Consider the following 14,340-nt stretch of genomic DNA (forward strand, 5'->3'; position numbering starts at 1 on the left):
TCTCCGGTATTCAGTGTTCGTTATTCATTGGTGCAGGCCACCACTTCTTCGAGCGAAGTGAGACCCTGCTTGACTTTCCCGAGGCCCGATTGGCGCAGCGAACGCACGCCCTCGGCTTCGGATTGCTGCGCGATGTCGAGTGCGCTGCCATCGCGCAGGATGATTTCCTGGATGGCTTCGGTGATCGGCATCACCTGGTAGATGCCGACCCGTCCCTTGTAGCCGCCGCTGCAGGCGGAGCATCCGACCGGGCGGTAAGGCTTCCACGTGCCGTCCAGGTCCGTTTCCTTGAAACCCGCGTCGAGCAACGCTTCTCGGGGGATGTCGACCGGCACGCGGCACACCGTGCAAAGCCGTCGCGCAAGACGCTGCGCGGTGATCAGGATCACGCTCGAGGCGATGTTGAACGGCGCGATGCCCATGTTGCGCATCCGCGTGAGCGTGGTGGGCGCATCGTTGGTGTGCAGCGTCGAGAGCACCAGGTGGCCCGTTTGCGCGGCCTTGATCGAGATGTCGGCGGTTTCGAGGTCGCGGATTTCGCCGACCATGATGATGTCCGGATCCTGGCGCAGGAACGCGCGCAATGCGGTGGCGAAGGTGAGGCCGGCCCGCTCGTTGACGTTGACCTGGTTGACGCCGGGCAGGTTGATTTCGGACGGATCTTCCGCCGTCGCGATGTTCACGCCCGGCTGGTTCAAAAGATTCAGGCAGGTATAGAGCGAGACCGTCTTGCCCGAGCCCGTGGGTCCAGTGACGAGCACCATGCCGTAGGGGCGGCCGATGGCGTGAAGGAGGCGTTCTTTTTCGACCGCGTCGTAGCCGAGCGCGTCGATGCCCAGGCGAGCGCTGCTCGGGTCAAGAATACGCACCACGATCTTTTCGCCGAACAGCGTGGGCAGCGTGCTCACGCGAAAGTCGATCACGCGGTCCGGCCCGATCTTGAGCTTCATGCGGCCGTCCTGCGGTACGCGCTTCTCGGAGATGTCGAGCCGGGAAATGACCTTGATGCGGGACGCCAGCTTGTCCTTGATGACCGTGGGTGGACTGGCAATTTCGCGCAACTCGCCGTCGACCCGGAAGCGCACGCGGTAGTGGTGCTCGTAGGGCTCGAAGTGGATGTCGGAGGCGCGCATGCTGACTGCGTCGAGCAGCATCTTGTGAAGAAAGCGCACGACGGGCGCATCTTCGACTTCGGCGATAGCCTGTTCGCTGACATCGCCCGCGGTTTCGGCGCTGACATCGTCGAACTCGAACTCGGAGCCGACGATGCTGTTGATGGTCTCCGCAGCGCTTGCTGCGGCAGCGTCAATCATTCGCGAGAGCTTGTCGTACTCCGCGATGACCCAATCGACGCCCATCTGCGACGCGAACTTGATCTTCTCCGCCGCTTGCTGGTCCGAAGGGTCAGCTGTTGCGACGATGAGACGGTTGTTGCGTTTGCTCAGGACAACGATGCGGTACGCATGGCACAGCTTCGGATCGAGCAAATCCTTGGGCAGGCGCTGGTGATCGATGGCATCGAGATCGAGCAGCGGGGCGCCGAAGGCTGTGGAAAGGGTGTGGGCGAGGTCCGCTGCGGACACAGCACCCGTGCCAGTCAACTCTGCAATGAAACTGGTACGGCCGCTCAGGGACTTCTGGTAGATGTCCTCGGCGATCTTTGCAGGCAATTTGCCGGCCGAAACGAGAGCGCGCGCCAAGCCCGGGAGGGCGATTTGCGAGAGTTCTTTAACTGGAAGTTCGGCAGCGGCCATTCAGCGAATGCAAAAGATGTGAGAAAGTGCTTCACGATCATCGCTCATCGCCCCTGTGCTGTAAATCGCTACACAGCAACAGGCATGGCCATTATTTATGCCAGCCAAAGGCTGGTCGGGGTGAGAGGATTCGAACCTCCGGCCTCTACGTCCCGAACGTAGCGCTCTACCAGGCTAAGCTACACCCCGATTGGTTGCAAGAAAAAAGTAATCGTCCTAGATGCCAACTCTGGTGAGGTGTTTCAGGCACGTCGCTCAAGCAACTGAGCCGCCAATTGTAGCAAACCGGCGGCATGCGAATTGGACGGAAAGTCGCGCAATGCATCGATTGCGCGTTTTGCTTCGGCGGCGGCGGCGGCGCGCGATGCATCCAGCGCGCCGGTTTCGCGAACGATCTCCACGACCTTGCCCAGTTGAGCCGTGTCGCCGGCTTCGATCGCCGCGCGCACCAGGGCGCTCTGGGCCGGCGTGCCGCGTTGCATGGCAAAAATCAGAGGGAGCGTGGTCTTGCCTTCGCGCAGGTCGTCGCCGACGTTCTTTCCTGTTTCCTGGGCGTCGCCCGCGTAGTCAAGGACGTCGTCGATCACCTGGAATGCGGTGCCGAGTGCCTGTCCATAAGTGGCGCAGGCTTCTTCGACTTCTGGGGCGACGCCGGCCAGCACGGCAGCAAGGCGGGTGCTGGCCTCGAACAGCTTGGCGGTCTTCGAACGGATAACACGCAGGTACGCAGCCTCGTCCAGCGAAGCGTCATGCATGTTCATCAGCTGAAGCACTTCGCCCTCCGCGATCACGTTGGTTGCTTCCGCCAGGATTTCCATCACGCGAATGTTGTTTGCATCCAACATCATCTGGAATGCGCGCGAGTACAGGAAGTCGCCGACCAGCACGCTGGCCGGATTGCCGAACGATTCGTTGGCGGTCGCGCGGCCGCGCCGCAGGGTCGATTCGTCGACCACGTCGTCGTGCAGCAAGGTGGCGGTGTGAATGAACTCCACCACGGCCGCCAGGTTGAAGCGCTGTTCGCCCGTGTAACCCAATGCGCCCGACATCAGCAGCAGCAGCGCGGGCCGCAGGCGCTTGCCGCCGGCGGAGATGATGTATTGGGAGACCTGGCTGACCAGCGGCACGCCCGTATCAAGGCGGCGTGCGATCACGCGGTCGACTTCGACCATGTCGCCGGCAATCAGGTCCAGCACGGTGGCGGTGGGGGAGGTGTCGGCGGCGGGGACTGGCAAAGCGGAGGCGCGGGGCGCTGCTGAAGATGAAGGCGGCCCGGGGGCCGGAAGGCGCAAATTATAGGGAGGGCGGCCTGCTTGCCGGGGCTTGGTCGAGGCGATGGGTGCTAGCGAACACAAACCGCGCTATAATCTTGGGCTCTGCGGAATTCGCTGCGGAGACTCATTTCTAAGAGGTCTTACATGTACGCGGTCATAAAAACCGGCGGCAAGCAGTATCGCGTTGCTTCCGGCGAAAAAATTAAAGTAGAACAGATTGCTGCGGACGTAGGCCAGGAAATCGTGATCGACCAGGTTCTGGCCGTCGGAAACGGCGCTGAAATCAAGGTTGGCACGCCCCTGGTGTCCGGCGCAACGGTGACAGTCACGGTACTGTCGCACGGCAAGCACGACAAGGTCGGCATCTTCAAGATGCGCCGTCGCAAGCATTATCAGAAACGTCAAGGCCATCGCCAGCAGTTCACCGAACTGCAAATCGGCGCGATCGCCGGCTAAGGAGCACATTCCATGGCACAGAAAAAAGGCGGCGGCTCAACGCGAAACGGGCGCGATTCCAAGCCCAAGATGCTCGGCGTGAAGGCGTTCGGCGGCGAACTGATCAGCGCAGGCTCGATCATCGTGCGTCAACGTGGCACCCAGTTCCACCCCGGCGTGAACGTCGGCGTGGGCAAGGACCACACGCTCTTCGCCCTGGTCGACGGCCACGTGTCGTTCGGTCACAAGGGCGCGCTGAACAAGCACATGGTCAACGTGACCCCCGCGGCGTAAGCCTCGCGTCACTTCGATCAGCCCGAGGCCCCGCTTTGCCGGGGCTTCTTCATTTGTAGACTGGACATCCCATGAAGTTCGTAGACGAAGCCTTCATCGACATCGCCGCCGGCGATGGCGGCAACGGCTGCGTGTCGTTCCGTCATGAGAAGTACAAGGAATTCGGTGGCCCCAACGGCGGCGACGGCGGCCGCGGCGGCCACGTGTTCGCGGTGGCCGACTCGAACCTCAACACCCTGGTCGATTTCCGCTATTCGCGTCGGCACGAAGCCAGGCGCGGCGAGCACGGCATGGGCTCCGACATGTTCGGCGCCGCGGGCGACGACATCACGCTCAAGGTGCCGGTCGGCACGATCATCAGCGACGCCGAGACGGGCGAAGTGCTGTACGAGCTGCTGACCGAAGGCGAAGTCATCACCATCGCCAAGGGCGGCGACGGCGGCTTCGGCAACATGCGCTTCAAGAGCGCCATCAACCGCGCGCCGCGCCAGAAAACGCCCGGCTGGCCCGGCGAAAAGAAAAGCCTGAAGCTCGAGCTGAAAGTGCTCGCCGACGTCGGCCTCCTCGGCATGCCGAATGCGGGCAAGTCGACGCTGATCAGCGCCATTTCGAACGCGCGACCGCGCATCGCGGACTATCCCTTCACCACCCTGCATCCGAATCTGGGCGTCGTGCGCGTCGGCCCCGAGCAAAGCTTCGTGGTGGCCGACCTGCCCGGCCTGATCGAAGGCGCGTCCGAAGGCGCCGGCCTCGGCCACCTCTTCCTGCGCCACCTGCAGCGCACGCGGCTGCTGCTGCATGTGATCGACATGGCGCCGTTCGACGACGCCGTCGACCCGGTCGCGCAGGCCAAGGCCATCGTGGGCGAACTGAAAAAATACGACGCCGCGCTGTATGACAAGCCGCGCTGGCTGGTGCTGAACAAGCTCGACATGGTGCCCGGCGACGAGCGCGCGGCGCTGGTCAAGGACTTCGTCAAGCGGCTGCGTTTCAAGGGCCCGGTGTTCGAGATCTCGGCGCTCACGCGCGAGGGCTGCGAGCATCTGGTGCAGGCCGTCTACCAGCAGGTCAAGGCCCAGCAGGTGGCGGAACAGGAGCCGGTCGAGGTCGATCCGCGCTTTGTCCAGCTGCCGCCCGACCCGGCCTGAGTGCGGCATGGCATCGGCATCGATGCGACTCCATAGATAGCAAAATCAGCAGCCTTCACGACCGCGACACGCCTCCATGACCTCGAATTCCGGATCCACTGCCTTGCGGGATGCCCGCCGTATCGTCGTCAAGGTGGGCTCCAGCCTCGTGACCAACGAGGGGCGCGGTCTGGACGAGGCGGCCATCGGCGAGTGGTGCCGGCAGCTCGCGGCGCTGGTGCGTGAAGGGCGCGAGGTCGTGATGGTGTCCAGCGGCGCCATCGCCGAAGGCATGAAGCGCCTGGGCTGGCGCACCCGGCCGCACGAGATCCATGAACTCCAGGCCGCTGCGGCCGTCGGCCAGATGGGCCTGGCCCAGATGTACGAGACCAAGCTGCGCGAGAACGAAATCGGCAGCGCCCAGGTGCTCCTGACCCACGCCGATCTGGCCGACCGCGAGCGCTATCTCAATGCGCGCTCGACCCTGGTCACGCTGCTGCGCCTGGGCGTGGTGCCGGTCATCAACGAGAACGACACCGTCGTCAACGACGAGATCAAGTTCGGCGACAACGACACGCTTGGCGCGCTCGTGGCCAACTTGGTCGAAGCCGATGCGCTGATCATCCTCACGGACCAGAAGGGCCTCTTCACGGCCGATCCGCGCAAGGACCCGGACGCGAAGTTCGTGCACGAAGCGGCAGCCGGCGATCCGGCGCTCGAGGCCATGGCCGGCGGCGCCGGCTCCAGCCTCGGCCGCGGCGGAATGATCACCAAGATCCTGGCCGCCAAGCGCGCGGCCGGCTCGGGCGCATCGACCGTGATCGCCTGGGGCCGCGAGGCCGACGCCCTGCTGCGTCTGACGCGCGGCGAATCCATCGGCACGCTGCTGGTGGCGCAGACGGCCAAGCACCAGGCGCGCAAGCGCTGGATGGCCGACCACCTGCAGCTGCGCGGTGCCGTCATCGTCGATGCCGGTGCCGCGGCCAAGGTGCGCGCCGAAGGCAAGAGCCTGCTGCCGATCGGCATGACGGGCGTGTCGGGCGAGTTCTCGCGCGGCGACGTGATCGCGGTGCGCGATGCGCAAGGCATCGAGCTGGCCCGGGGCCTGGCGAACTATTCGAGCGTGGAAGCGCGCCTGCTGTGCCGCAAGCCCTCCAGCGAGTTCGAACGCTTGCTGGGCTACGTCGCGGAGCCGGAGATGGTCCACCGCGACAACATGGTGCTGATGCCCAGCTGACCGGCAGATCGGCAAAAGAAAAACGGGGCCCAGGGCCCCGTTCTTTCATTTCGGCGTCGCTTGGCTTATTGCACTTCGCGAACCGGATTGCGGATGTTCTGCACCATCTCCCCGACCGAGCTGCGCGGCGCGTTGCCGCGGCAGATGCCTTGGGCCGACAGCGCCAGCGTGTAGCGCGAATTCAGGTCGTTGATGCGCTTCCATTCCTGCTTCGTCACTTCCTGCCACGTGCCATTGTTGTAGCGGGCATAGCTCTTCACCTCGGCGGTCGAGCAGCGCACACCTTCGTAGAAGGCATTGGTGGCGCCGCCGCTGCGATTGCTGGCCACCACCACGTAGCGCACGATGCCGTCGGGCGTGATCGTGATCGTGCCCGGGTCGATGCCGAACTTCAGGCTCATGTACGGAGGCATCTCGATCGGCAGCAGGCGGCTTTCGCTGAAGGCGGGCGGCGGCGGTGCTGCCGTTTCTTCCCATTCCTTGTCCGTCTCGGAGCGCTTGGGCGGAGGCGGCGAGCCGGCCTGCGCCCAGTCGGGATTGTCGGTGTCGTGCTTGCCCGATGCGCACCCGGCAAGGATGGCGAAGCAGGCCAGAAGAAGCACGCGCTCAGCGTTGCGTCGGAAAGAAGGGCGCGTTGTTGTTGAGAGGAGGAGGTTCATCGCTCGCAGAAGGAATGTCGGGATGCGGATCGAAACTGCCGCCGGGCGGCAGGTCCAGACCCGCGGGCGCTCCGGCGTCCAGCGGATGGCGCTCGAATTCTCGGGCGCGCACGTTGCTGCGCAGGAAGCGGTTGCGGAAATCCTGCCGTGGCAGGTAGCGAGCAAGCTCGGTGAGCGCCATCTCGTAGACGCCGCGCTTGAACTCGACGACAACGTCGAGCGGCACCCAGTAGTCATGCCAGCGCCAGGCGTCGAATTCGGGATGGTCGGTGGCACGCAGGTTCAGATCCCAGTCGTGGCCGACGAGTTGCAGCAAATACCAGATTTGTTTCTGGCCCTTGTAGTGGCCCCGTGCGTCACGGCGGATGAACCGATCCGGCACCTCGTAGCGCAACCAGTCGCGGGTACGGGCCACGATGCGCACATGCTCCGGATGAAGCCCCACTTCCTCGTGCAGTTCCCGGAACATGGCTTGCTCGGGACTTTCGCCGCGGTCTATGCCGCCTTGCGGAAACTGCCAGGAATGCGTGCGTATGCGCTTGCCCCAGAAAACCTGGTTTCTCTGGTTGAGCAGGATGATGCCGACGTTGGGCCTGAAGCCGTCCCGGTCGAGCATAATCAAACCCCAATTTTTGAACTGAGTCGATTATGCATGCCGGGTTGCCCTCGGCAAGCGCGATGCCAGTCTCTCAGGGTCTCTCCGGGGGAGCAGTCCCCCACTTCCGAACGTCGAATCCAGCGAATCCAGCACACCGATCCCGATGAAAGCTTCCCGATTTTTTGTCTCCACGCTCAAGGAAGCGCCCGCCGATGCCGAGGTCGCGAGCCACCGGCTCATGATGCGGGCCGGCATGATCAAGAAGCTCGGCACGGGCATCTACACCTACATGCCGATGGGGCTGCGCGTCATCCGCAAGGTCGAGGCGATCGTGCGGGAAGAAATGAACCGCGCCGGCGCCGTCGAGCTCGCGATGCCGGTGGTCCAGCCGGCCGAGTTCTGGCAGGAGACCGGCCGCTTCGAGAAGATGGGCCCCGAGCTCTTGCGCATCAAGGACCGGCATGACCGCGACTTCGTGATCCAGCCCACGAGCGAAGAGGTGGTGACCGACATCGCGCGCCAGGAAATCCGCAGCTACAAGCAGCTGCCGAAGAATTTCTACCAGATCCAGACCAAGTTCCGCGACGAGCGGCGCCCCCGCTTCGGCCTGATGCGCGGGCGCGAATTCATCATGAAGGACGCCTACAGCTTCGACCGCGACCTGGACGCGGCCAAGGCCAGCTACCAGGTCATGGCACAGGCGTACCGGAACATCTTCGACCGCTTCGGCCTGCGCTACCGCGCCGTCGCGGCCGACAGCGGCGCCATCGGCGGCGACCTGAGCGAAGAGTTCCAGGTGATCGCCGCCACGGGCGAGGACGCCATCGTCTACTGCCCCGACAGCAATTACGCCGCCAACATGGAAAAGGCCGAGGCGCTCGCCCCGGCCGGTCCGCGCCCCGCCGCTGCCAAGGCGCTCGAGAAGACGCCGACCCCCGGCAAGAGCACCTGCGCCGACGTGGCCGAGTTCCTGGGCGTGCCGCTCGCGACCACCGTCAAGTCGCTGGTGCTGGCCACCGACATCCTGGACGCGGCCGGCAACCCGAAGGGTTCGCAGGTCTGGCTGCTGCTGCTGCGCGGCGACCACGACATGAACGAGATCAAGGTCAGCAAGGTGCCGGGCCTGGACCAGGGCTTCCGCTTTGCGACCCTCGCCGAGATCGACGAGCACTTCGGCTGCAAGCCTGGCTACCTCGGCCCGCTGAACCTGAAGAAGCCCGTCAAGCTCGTGGCAGACCGCGAGGCCGCCGTGCTGGCCGACTGGATCACCGGCGCCAACGAGGTCGACTTCCACATGACCGGCGTCAACTGGGGCCGCGACCTGCCCGAGCCGGAAGTCGTGGCCGACCTGCGCAACGTGGTGGCGGGCGACGCCTCGCCCGACGGCAAGGGCGTGCTGGCCATCGAGCGAGGCATCGAGGTGGGCCATGTCTTCGTGCTCGGCACGAAGTACAGCAAGGACATGAACGCCACCTATCTGGACGAAGGCGGCAAGCCGCAGTTCCTCGAGATGGGCTGCTACGGCATCGGCATCACCCGCCTGCCGGCCGCCGCCATCGAGCAGAACCACGACGAGCGCGGGATCATCTGGCCCGACGCGCTGGCGCCGTTCACCGTGGTGGTCTGCCCGATCGGCATGGACCGCAGCCCCGAGGTCAAGGTGGCCGCCGAGGCGCTCTACGAAGAACTGCTCGCCCAGGGCGTCGACGTGCTGCTGGACGACCGCGGCGAGCGCCCCGGCGCGATGTTCGCCGACTGGGAACTGATCGGCGTGCCGCACCGCGTGGTCATCTCCGACCGCGGCCTGAAAGAGGGCCAGCTCGAATACCAGCACCGCCGCGACACGGCGGCCACGAAGGTGCCGTCGGCCGGCATCGCCGACTTCATCGCCGGCAAGCTCGCTGCATGAGCTTCACTGGCCGTTGCAACGACGACCCAGGGGCAACCGCCGAGGCGGATGGCATGGCCATCTCGCGGCGCAGGTGCATCGGGTTCGCCGCGGCTTCGGGCGTGCTGTCTCTGGCCGCGTTGCCGGAGGCCGCGTTTGCCGGTGCGCAGATCGAAGAACCGCTGATCGACTCGGTGCGCACCGCGCTGAGTTCGGCCATCCACAACAAGGCGCCGCCGGTGCCGGAATTCACGACCACCGAGGCGCGCCTGGCCTACCTGCGCTGGCTCGGCGAAATGAGCGAGCGGCTCAAGAAGAAGATCGCCGACTGGCCCTCGCGCAAGGAATTCCTGCAGACCATCTGGTACGAGGCCAAGCGCTCGGGGCTCGACGTGAGCCTGGTGCTCGGGCTGGTGCAGGTCGAGAGCAACTTCCGCAAGTTCGCGGTGTCCAGTGCCGGCGCGCGCGGCTACATGCAGGTCATGCCGTTCTGGACCCGCGTGATCGGCGACAGCGATTCGGCCAAGCTCTTCCACATGCAGACCAACCTGCGCTTCGGCTGCGTGATCCTGCGCCACTACCTCGATCGCGAGAACGGCGACCTGTACATGACCCTCGGCCGCTACAACGGCAGCCGCGGCAAGTCGCCGTATCCGAACGCCGTGTTCGCGAACCAACGGCTCTGGGCCTACGACGACAAGGCGCGCGAACGCGACAGGGATCGCGAACGCGAAAAGGACCGTTCGGCAGCTTGAATCTCTGTTTCGGGAATACCGCGGAACCGGCTTCACCGGGCCGCAGCCTGGGGGGCGAGCCTAGGTCTTCGTGACCATCACCTGGTCGATGCGGTAGCTATCGACGTCCATCACCTCGAAGGTGTAGCCGCCCCAAGTGACGCTGTCGGTCCGCTTGGGCACGCGGCGCAGCATCACCATCAAAAAGCCCGCGAGCGTCTCGTATTCATCGGCATGCGGCAACTCGTCGATCTGCAGCGCGCGCTGCACATCCTGGATCGGCGTCACGCCGTCGATCAGCCACGAGTTCTCGTCGCGCTTCACGATCTGCTCCTCGTCGGGCATCGTGACCAGGTCGCCCATCACCGTGCTCATCACGTCGTTGAGCGTGATCACGCCCACCACCAGGCTGTACTCGTTGACGATGATCGCGAAGTCTTCATGCGCCTGCTGGAACTGCTCGAGCACTTCGGTCAGCGAGAGCCGGTCGGGAATCACCAGCGCCTTGTGCAGCGTGAGGCCCTGGTCGAAGGCCAGCGGCTGGCCGCTGAGCACGCGCTGGAACATCTCCTTGGCGTCGACATAGCCGAGCACGTGGTCGATGTCGCCATCGCACACCGGATAGGCCGAGAAAGGCTCGGCCACGATGCGCGCGCGCAGCACCGATTCGGGGTCGTCGTGCAGGAACCAGGCGATGCTGTCGCGCGCCGTCATCACGCTGCTCACAAGACGCGTGTCGAGCTCGAACACGTTGGCGATCACCTGCTGCTCGCGCACCGCGAGAACGCCGGCCCGCGCACCGGCCTCGGTCATCGCGAGGATGTCGGCCGAGGTGATCTTGTCGTCGCGCGCCATCGGCATGCCGAGCACCTTGAACAGCAGGTCGGTGCAGCGCGTGAAGAACCACACCAGCGGCTTGAAGGTGGTGATCAGCACCAGCATCGGCCCGACCATGCGCACCGCGATGCGCTCCGGATCGCTCATGCCCAGGCGCTTGGGAAAGAGGTCCGCGAACACCAGGAACACCGCGATCACGATCACGAACGAGCACAGGAAGGCCACGTTCGCGGACGCTTCCACGCTCAGCCAGCTCTCGAAGAAACGCGCGAAATACGGGCTGAGCGAGCCCTCACCGACGACGCCGCCGAGGATCGCCACTGCGTTGAGGCCGATCTGCACCACGGTGAAGTAGTGGCCCGGCTGCTCCTGCACGCGCAGCACGCGCTCGGCGCGCGGATCGCCCTCGTCGGCCATCTGGCGCAAGCGCAGGCGCCGCGAGGCGGCGAGCGTGATTTCGGCAAGGGAGAAGAACGCGCTCATCGCGATCAGCAAGACGATGACGAGCAGGCTTTGGGTGAGGTTCATGGTGGCACGGCGAAGAGTGCCATGGTGCCATGACTCGGCCGGCGAAAACCCCTCAGACGCCGCCGTGCGGATGGGTCGGGTCGACCCACAGGACCGATTCGGGTTTCTCTACAGGCTCGATGTCGAGATTGACGGCCACCGCCTCGCCGTCGCTGCGGCACAGCACGCATTCGAGCGTCTCGGTTGCGCTGGCGTTGATTTCCTGGTGCGGCACATAGGGCGGCACGTAGATGAAGTCGCCCGGGCCGGCTTCTGCGGTGAACTCGAGCTTCTCGCCCCATCGCATGCGGGCCCGGCCGCGCACGACGTAGATCACCGATTCGAGGTGCCCGTGATGATGCGCGCCGGTCTTGGCATCGGCATGGATGGTCACCGTGCCGGCCCAGAGTTTCTGCGCGCCCACGCGGGCGAAGTTGATGGCCGCGGCCCGGTTCATGCCGGGCGTCTGCGCCGTGTTGACGTCGAGCTGGTTGGCGCCGATCACGCGCACGCCGTCGTGCTTCCAGGCCGGGGCGGCGTCGCCGCCATCACCTGGATGGTCGTGCGAATGGCCGTGGTCCGCGTGATCGTGGCTCATGGCAAGCCTTGCGGAATCAGGCGGGGCTGCCGTTCACCACCTGCTGCAGCTCGCCCGACTCGTACATCTCCATCATGATGTCCGAGCCGCCGACGAATTCGCCCTTTACGTAGAGCTGGGGGATCGTGGGCCAGTTGCTGTATTCCTTGATGCCCTGGCGGATGCCGTCGTCTTCGAGCACGTTGACGGTCTTGAGCGTCTTGGTGTCGACGCCCACGGCCTTGAGAATCTGGATCGCGCGGCCGGAGAAACCGCACATCGGGAAGCTGGCATTGCCCTTCATGAAGAGCACGAGTTCGTTGGTCTTGACGAGATCGTCGATGCGTTGCTGGGCGTCGGACATGGGGACTCCTGAAAAGTGGGGGCTGAGGGGGATTATTTCACTGCGCGCCAGATTCCGCCCGAGCAGCGCTGGATGCCTGCCAGGTCGTCCCGGCTTTGGACTTCGGCGAAACCGCGGGTTTCGAGCAGTTGGCGCACGGCCGCCGCCTGGTCATGGCCGTGTTCGAGCAGCAGCCAGCCGCCCGCGGCGAGGTGATCGGGGGCGCTCTGGACGATCTGGCGGATGTCGTCGAGCCCGTCCGCGCCCGCGACGAGCGCGGAGGAGGGCTCATGCTTCAGCGCCGGTAGGTGCGGGTCGTTGGCGGCGATGTACGGCGGGTTGCTGGCGATGACCGTGTAGCCGTCGGCAGCGCCGTCGAGCCAATGGGCCCGGGCAAAGCGCACCGGCAGGCCGAGGCGCCGGGCGTTGGCCTCTGCGACGGCCAGCGCATCGGCGCTGGCATCGACCGCATCGACGTGCGCATCGGGGCGCGCATGCTGCAGCGCCAGCGCGATCGCGCCGCTGCCCGTGCCGAGGTCGAGCACGCGCGGGGCAGTGCTGCTTTCGAGGCATTGCAGGGCCCAGTCGACCAGCGTCTCGGTGTCCGGCCGCGGCACCAGCACTCGCGCATCGACCTGCAGATCGAGGCCGTGGAATTCCTTGGTACCGAGCAGATAAGCCACGGGCTCGCCCGCGAGGCGCCGCGACAGCTGCGACGAGAGCGCGGCCCATGCGGCATCGGACATGGCATCGGTGTCGTGCGCGAGCAGCCAGGCGCGGTCGTGCGGCGCGCGGCCCAGCGCGTGCAGCAGCAGCAACTGGGCATCGAGCCGATCGACGCCCAGGGCCACGGCCGCAGCCAGCGCCTCGGCCACGGTGGACGGTGCGGCGGCTTCGGTCATCACGCGGGCAGGCTCGATTCCAGCTCGGCCAACTGCTCGGCCTCGCGCGCGGCGCGCAGCGCCTCCAGCACGTCGCCGAGATCACCCTCCATGATCGCCAGCAGCTTGTAGAGCGTGAGGTTGATGCGGTGGTCGGTGAGCCGCCCCTGCGGAAAGTTGTACGTGCGGATGCGGTCCGAGCGGTCGCCGCTGCCGATCAGGCCCTTGCGCATCGCCGCGTCCTTGGCGGCGCGTTCGCTGCGGTCCTTTTCCTGGATGCGCGCCGACAGCACCTGCAGCGCCTTGGCCTTGTTGCGGTGCTGGCTGCGGTCGTCCTGGCACTCGGCCACGATGCCGGTCGGGATGTGCGTGATGCGCACGGCCGAATCGGTCTTGTTGATGTGCTGGCCGCCGGCGCCGCTCGCGCGGTAGGTGTCGATGCGCAGGTCCGCGGGGTTGATCTGCACGGCCACCGTCTCGTCGGGCTCGGCCAGCACGGCCACCGTGCAGGCGCTGGTGTGGATGCGGCCTTGCGTCTCGGTCGCCGGCACGCGCTGCACGCGGTGGCCGCCCGACTCGAAGCGCAGCTTGCCGAACACTTCGTCGCCCACGATGCGGATCACCACTTCCTTGTAGCCACCGAGTTCACTCGCGCTCTCGCTCACGATCTCGCAGCGCAGGCCGGCGCGCTCGCAGTAGCGCGTGTACATGCGCAGCAGATCGCCCGCGAAGAGGGCCGATTCGTCGCCGCCCGTGCCGGCGCGGATTTCCATGAAGGCGTTGCGCGCGTCGTCGGGGTCCTTGGGCAGCAAGAGGCGCTGCAGCTCTTCCTCGAGCTGCACCAGTTCGGCTTCGGCGCCGGCAATTTCGTCGCGCGCCATCTGGGCCATGTCGGGGTCGTCGAGCATTTCCTTCGCACCGGCGATGTCGGCTTCGCGCTGCTTGTAGCGCTCGTAGCGGCCGGCGATCTGCGTGACCTCGGCGTGCTCGCGCGAGATGGTGCGGTACTGCGCCATGTCGCTCATGATGTCTTCGCGCGAGAGCAGGAAGTCGAGCTCGCCCAGCCGCTGGACGTAGCGTTCGAGTTGGTGGCGCAGAAAGGATTTCACGGAAGAAAACGCTCGAAAAAATGGGGGACAAATGCCGCAAGCAGCGGCAGGGCGCAGGCAGGCCTCGGCACGCAGGGCCGGACCAC

The 14,340-nt window shown here is 65.5% G+C and carries 15 protein-coding genes and 1 tRNA gene; 6 read left to right on the forward strand and 10 right to left on the reverse strand.

Going from position 1 to position 14,340, the window contains the following annotated elements; genetic code table 11:
• Positions 1-20: 20 nt before the first annotated feature.
• The 3 genes from pilB to ACZYRS_RS07945 all read right to left on the reverse strand — a co-directional run bounded on the left by pilB (position 21) and on the right by ACZYRS_RS07945 (position 2,989).
• The gene (pilB, locus tag ACZYRS_RS07935; protein ID WP_463418796.1) at positions 21-1,754 is read right to left on the reverse strand and encodes a type IV-A pilus assembly ATPase PilB; all 1,734 of its coding nucleotides are present in this window, start codon (positions 1,752-1,754) and stop codon (positions 21-23) included.
• 112 nt (positions 1,755-1,866) lie between these two features.
• Positions 1,867-1,943: transfer RNA gene (locus tag ACZYRS_RS07940), tRNA-Pro, on the reverse strand.
• A 53-nt stretch (positions 1,944-1,996) separates the two neighbouring features.
• On the reverse strand, positions 1,997-2,989 hold the full coding sequence (locus tag ACZYRS_RS07945) for a polyprenyl synthetase family protein (protein WP_463418797.1): 993 nt from the start codon (positions 2,987-2,989) through the stop codon (positions 1,997-1,999).
• Positions 2,990-3,172: 183 nt separating this feature from the next.
• Here ACZYRS_RS07945 and rplU point away from each other — a divergent pair, with 183 nt between their 5' ends.
• The 4 genes from rplU (at position 3,173) to proB (ending at position 6,121) form a co-directional block, all read left to right on the forward strand.
• Positions 3,173-3,484: a 50S ribosomal protein L21 gene (rplU, locus tag ACZYRS_RS07950; RefSeq protein ID WP_042578903.1), complete on the forward strand. Its 312-nt coding sequence runs from the start codon at positions 3,173-3,175 to the stop codon at positions 3,482-3,484.
• A 12-nt stretch (positions 3,485-3,496) separates the two neighbouring features.
• On the forward strand, positions 3,497-3,757 hold the full coding sequence (rpmA, locus tag ACZYRS_RS07955; protein ID WP_013543198.1) for a 50S ribosomal protein L27: 261 nt from the start codon (positions 3,497-3,499) through the stop codon (positions 3,755-3,757).
• A gap of 71 nt (positions 3,758-3,828) precedes the next feature.
• The gene (cgtA, locus tag ACZYRS_RS07960) at positions 3,829-4,905 is read left to right on the forward strand and encodes an Obg family GTPase CgtA (protein ID WP_198785126.1); all 1,077 of its coding nucleotides are present in this window, start codon (positions 3,829-3,831) and stop codon (positions 4,903-4,905) included.
• Positions 4,906-4,981: 76 nt separating this feature from the next.
• Positions 4,982-6,121 (forward strand): glutamate 5-kinase, encoded by a 1,140-nt coding sequence (proB, locus tag ACZYRS_RS07965; RefSeq protein WP_463418798.1) that lies wholly within the window; start codon positions 4,982-4,984, stop codon positions 6,119-6,121.
• A 65-nt stretch (positions 6,122-6,186) separates the two neighbouring features.
• On the opposite strand, the gene ACZYRS_RS07970 is transcribed toward proB, so the two are convergent.
• Together ACZYRS_RS07970 and ACZYRS_RS07975 are read right to left on the reverse strand one after the other, a co-directional pair.
• The gene (locus tag ACZYRS_RS07970) at positions 6,187-6,723 is read right to left on the reverse strand and encodes a CNP1-like family protein (RefSeq protein WP_463418799.1); all 537 of its coding nucleotides are present in this window, start codon (positions 6,721-6,723) and stop codon (positions 6,187-6,189) included.
• Positions 6,724-6,727: 4 nt separating this feature from the next.
• Positions 6,728-7,396, reverse strand: a complete 669-nt coding sequence (locus ACZYRS_RS07975; protein WP_198785305.1) for an RNA pyrophosphohydrolase — start codon at positions 7,394-7,396, stop codon at positions 6,728-6,730.
• Between the two features lie 145 nt (positions 7,397-7,541).
• Here ACZYRS_RS07975 and ACZYRS_RS07980 point away from each other — a divergent pair, with 145 nt between their 5' ends.
• Positions 7,542-9,287, forward strand: a complete 1,746-nt coding sequence (locus tag ACZYRS_RS07980; RefSeq protein WP_463418800.1) for a proline--tRNA ligase — start codon at positions 7,542-7,544, stop codon at positions 9,285-9,287.
• Positions 9,288-9,340: 53 nt separating this feature from the next.
• Complete coding sequence (locus ACZYRS_RS07985; RefSeq protein WP_463422466.1) at positions 9,341-10,021, forward strand: lytic transglycosylase domain-containing protein; 681 nt, start codon at positions 9,341-9,343, stop codon at positions 10,019-10,021.
• A 60-nt stretch (positions 10,022-10,081) separates the two neighbouring features.
• Here ACZYRS_RS07985 and paeA read toward each other — a convergent pair whose 3' ends face one another.
• Genes paeA through prfA form a run of 5 tightly spaced genes read right to left on the reverse strand, consistent with a single transcriptional unit; the run spans position 10,082 to position 14,254 of the window.
• Positions 10,082-11,365 (reverse strand): polyamine export protein PaeA, encoded by a 1,284-nt coding sequence (gene paeA, locus ACZYRS_RS07990; protein WP_463418801.1) that lies wholly within the window; start codon positions 11,363-11,365, stop codon positions 10,082-10,084.
• Positions 11,366-11,417: 52 nt separating this feature from the next.
• Positions 11,418-11,942, reverse strand: a complete 525-nt coding sequence (locus ACZYRS_RS07995) for a cupin domain-containing protein (RefSeq protein WP_198785131.1) — start codon at positions 11,940-11,942, stop codon at positions 11,418-11,420.
• Between the two features lie 16 nt (positions 11,943-11,958).
• Positions 11,959-12,285 (reverse strand): Grx4 family monothiol glutaredoxin, encoded by a 327-nt coding sequence (grxD, locus tag ACZYRS_RS08000; RefSeq protein WP_093438925.1) that lies wholly within the window; start codon positions 12,283-12,285, stop codon positions 11,959-11,961.
• 32 nt (positions 12,286-12,317) lie between these two features.
• Positions 12,318-13,166 (reverse strand): peptide chain release factor N(5)-glutamine methyltransferase, encoded by an 849-nt coding sequence (gene prmC, locus ACZYRS_RS08005; protein WP_463422467.1) that lies wholly within the window; start codon positions 13,164-13,166, stop codon positions 12,318-12,320.
• Entirely contained in the window at positions 13,166-14,254 is a 1,089-nt protein-coding gene (gene prfA, locus ACZYRS_RS08010; RefSeq protein WP_463418802.1) for a peptide chain release factor 1, read from the reverse strand. Before prfA ends, prmC begins: the two co-directional genes overlap by 1 nt.
• Between the last annotated feature and the right edge of the window lie 86 nt (positions 14,255-14,340).

Source organism: Variovorax sp. AC194 (assembly GCF_979257995.1).

Bases quoted from the DNA above. Each gene is read 5' to 3' on its own strand.
- pilB (WP_463418796.1), bottom strand. From the start codon at position 1,754: ATGGCCGCTGCCGAACTTCCAGTTAAAGAACTCTCGCAAATCGCCCTC.
- rplU (WP_042578903.1), top strand. From the start codon at position 3,173: ATGTACGCGGTCATAAAAACCGGCGGCAAGCAGTATCGCGTTGCTTCC.
- rpmA (WP_013543198.1), top strand. From the start codon at position 3,497: ATGGCACAGAAAAAAGGCGGCGGCTCAACGCGAAACGGGCGCGATTCC.
- cgtA (WP_198785126.1), top strand. From the start codon at position 3,829: ATGAAGTTCGTAGACGAAGCCTTCATCGACATCGCCGCCGGCGATGGC.
- proB (WP_463418798.1), top strand. From the start codon at position 4,982: ATGACCTCGAATTCCGGATCCACTGCCTTGCGGGATGCCCGCCGTATC.
- ACZYRS_RS07975 (WP_198785305.1), bottom strand. From the start codon at position 7,396: ATGCTCGACCGGGACGGCTTCAGGCCCAACGTCGGCATCATCCTGCTC.
- ACZYRS_RS07980 (WP_463418800.1), top strand. From the start codon at position 7,542: ATGAAAGCTTCCCGATTTTTTGTCTCCACGCTCAAGGAAGCGCCCGCC.
- ACZYRS_RS07985 (WP_463422466.1), top strand. From the start codon at position 9,341: ATGGCCATCTCGCGGCGCAGGTGCATCGGGTTCGCCGCGGCTTCGGGC.
- paeA (WP_463418801.1), bottom strand. From the start codon at position 11,365: ATGAACCTCACCCAAAGCCTGCTCGTCATCGTCTTGCTGATCGCGATG.
- ACZYRS_RS07995 (WP_198785131.1), bottom strand. From the start codon at position 11,942: ATGAGCCACGATCACGCGGACCACGGCCATTCGCACGACCATCCAGGT.
- grxD (WP_093438925.1), bottom strand. From the start codon at position 12,285: ATGTCCGACGCCCAGCAACGCATCGACGATCTCGTCAAGACCAACGAA.
- prmC (WP_463422467.1), bottom strand. From the start codon at position 13,166: ATGACCGAAGCCGCCGCACCGTCCACCGTGGCCGAGGCGCTGGCTGCG.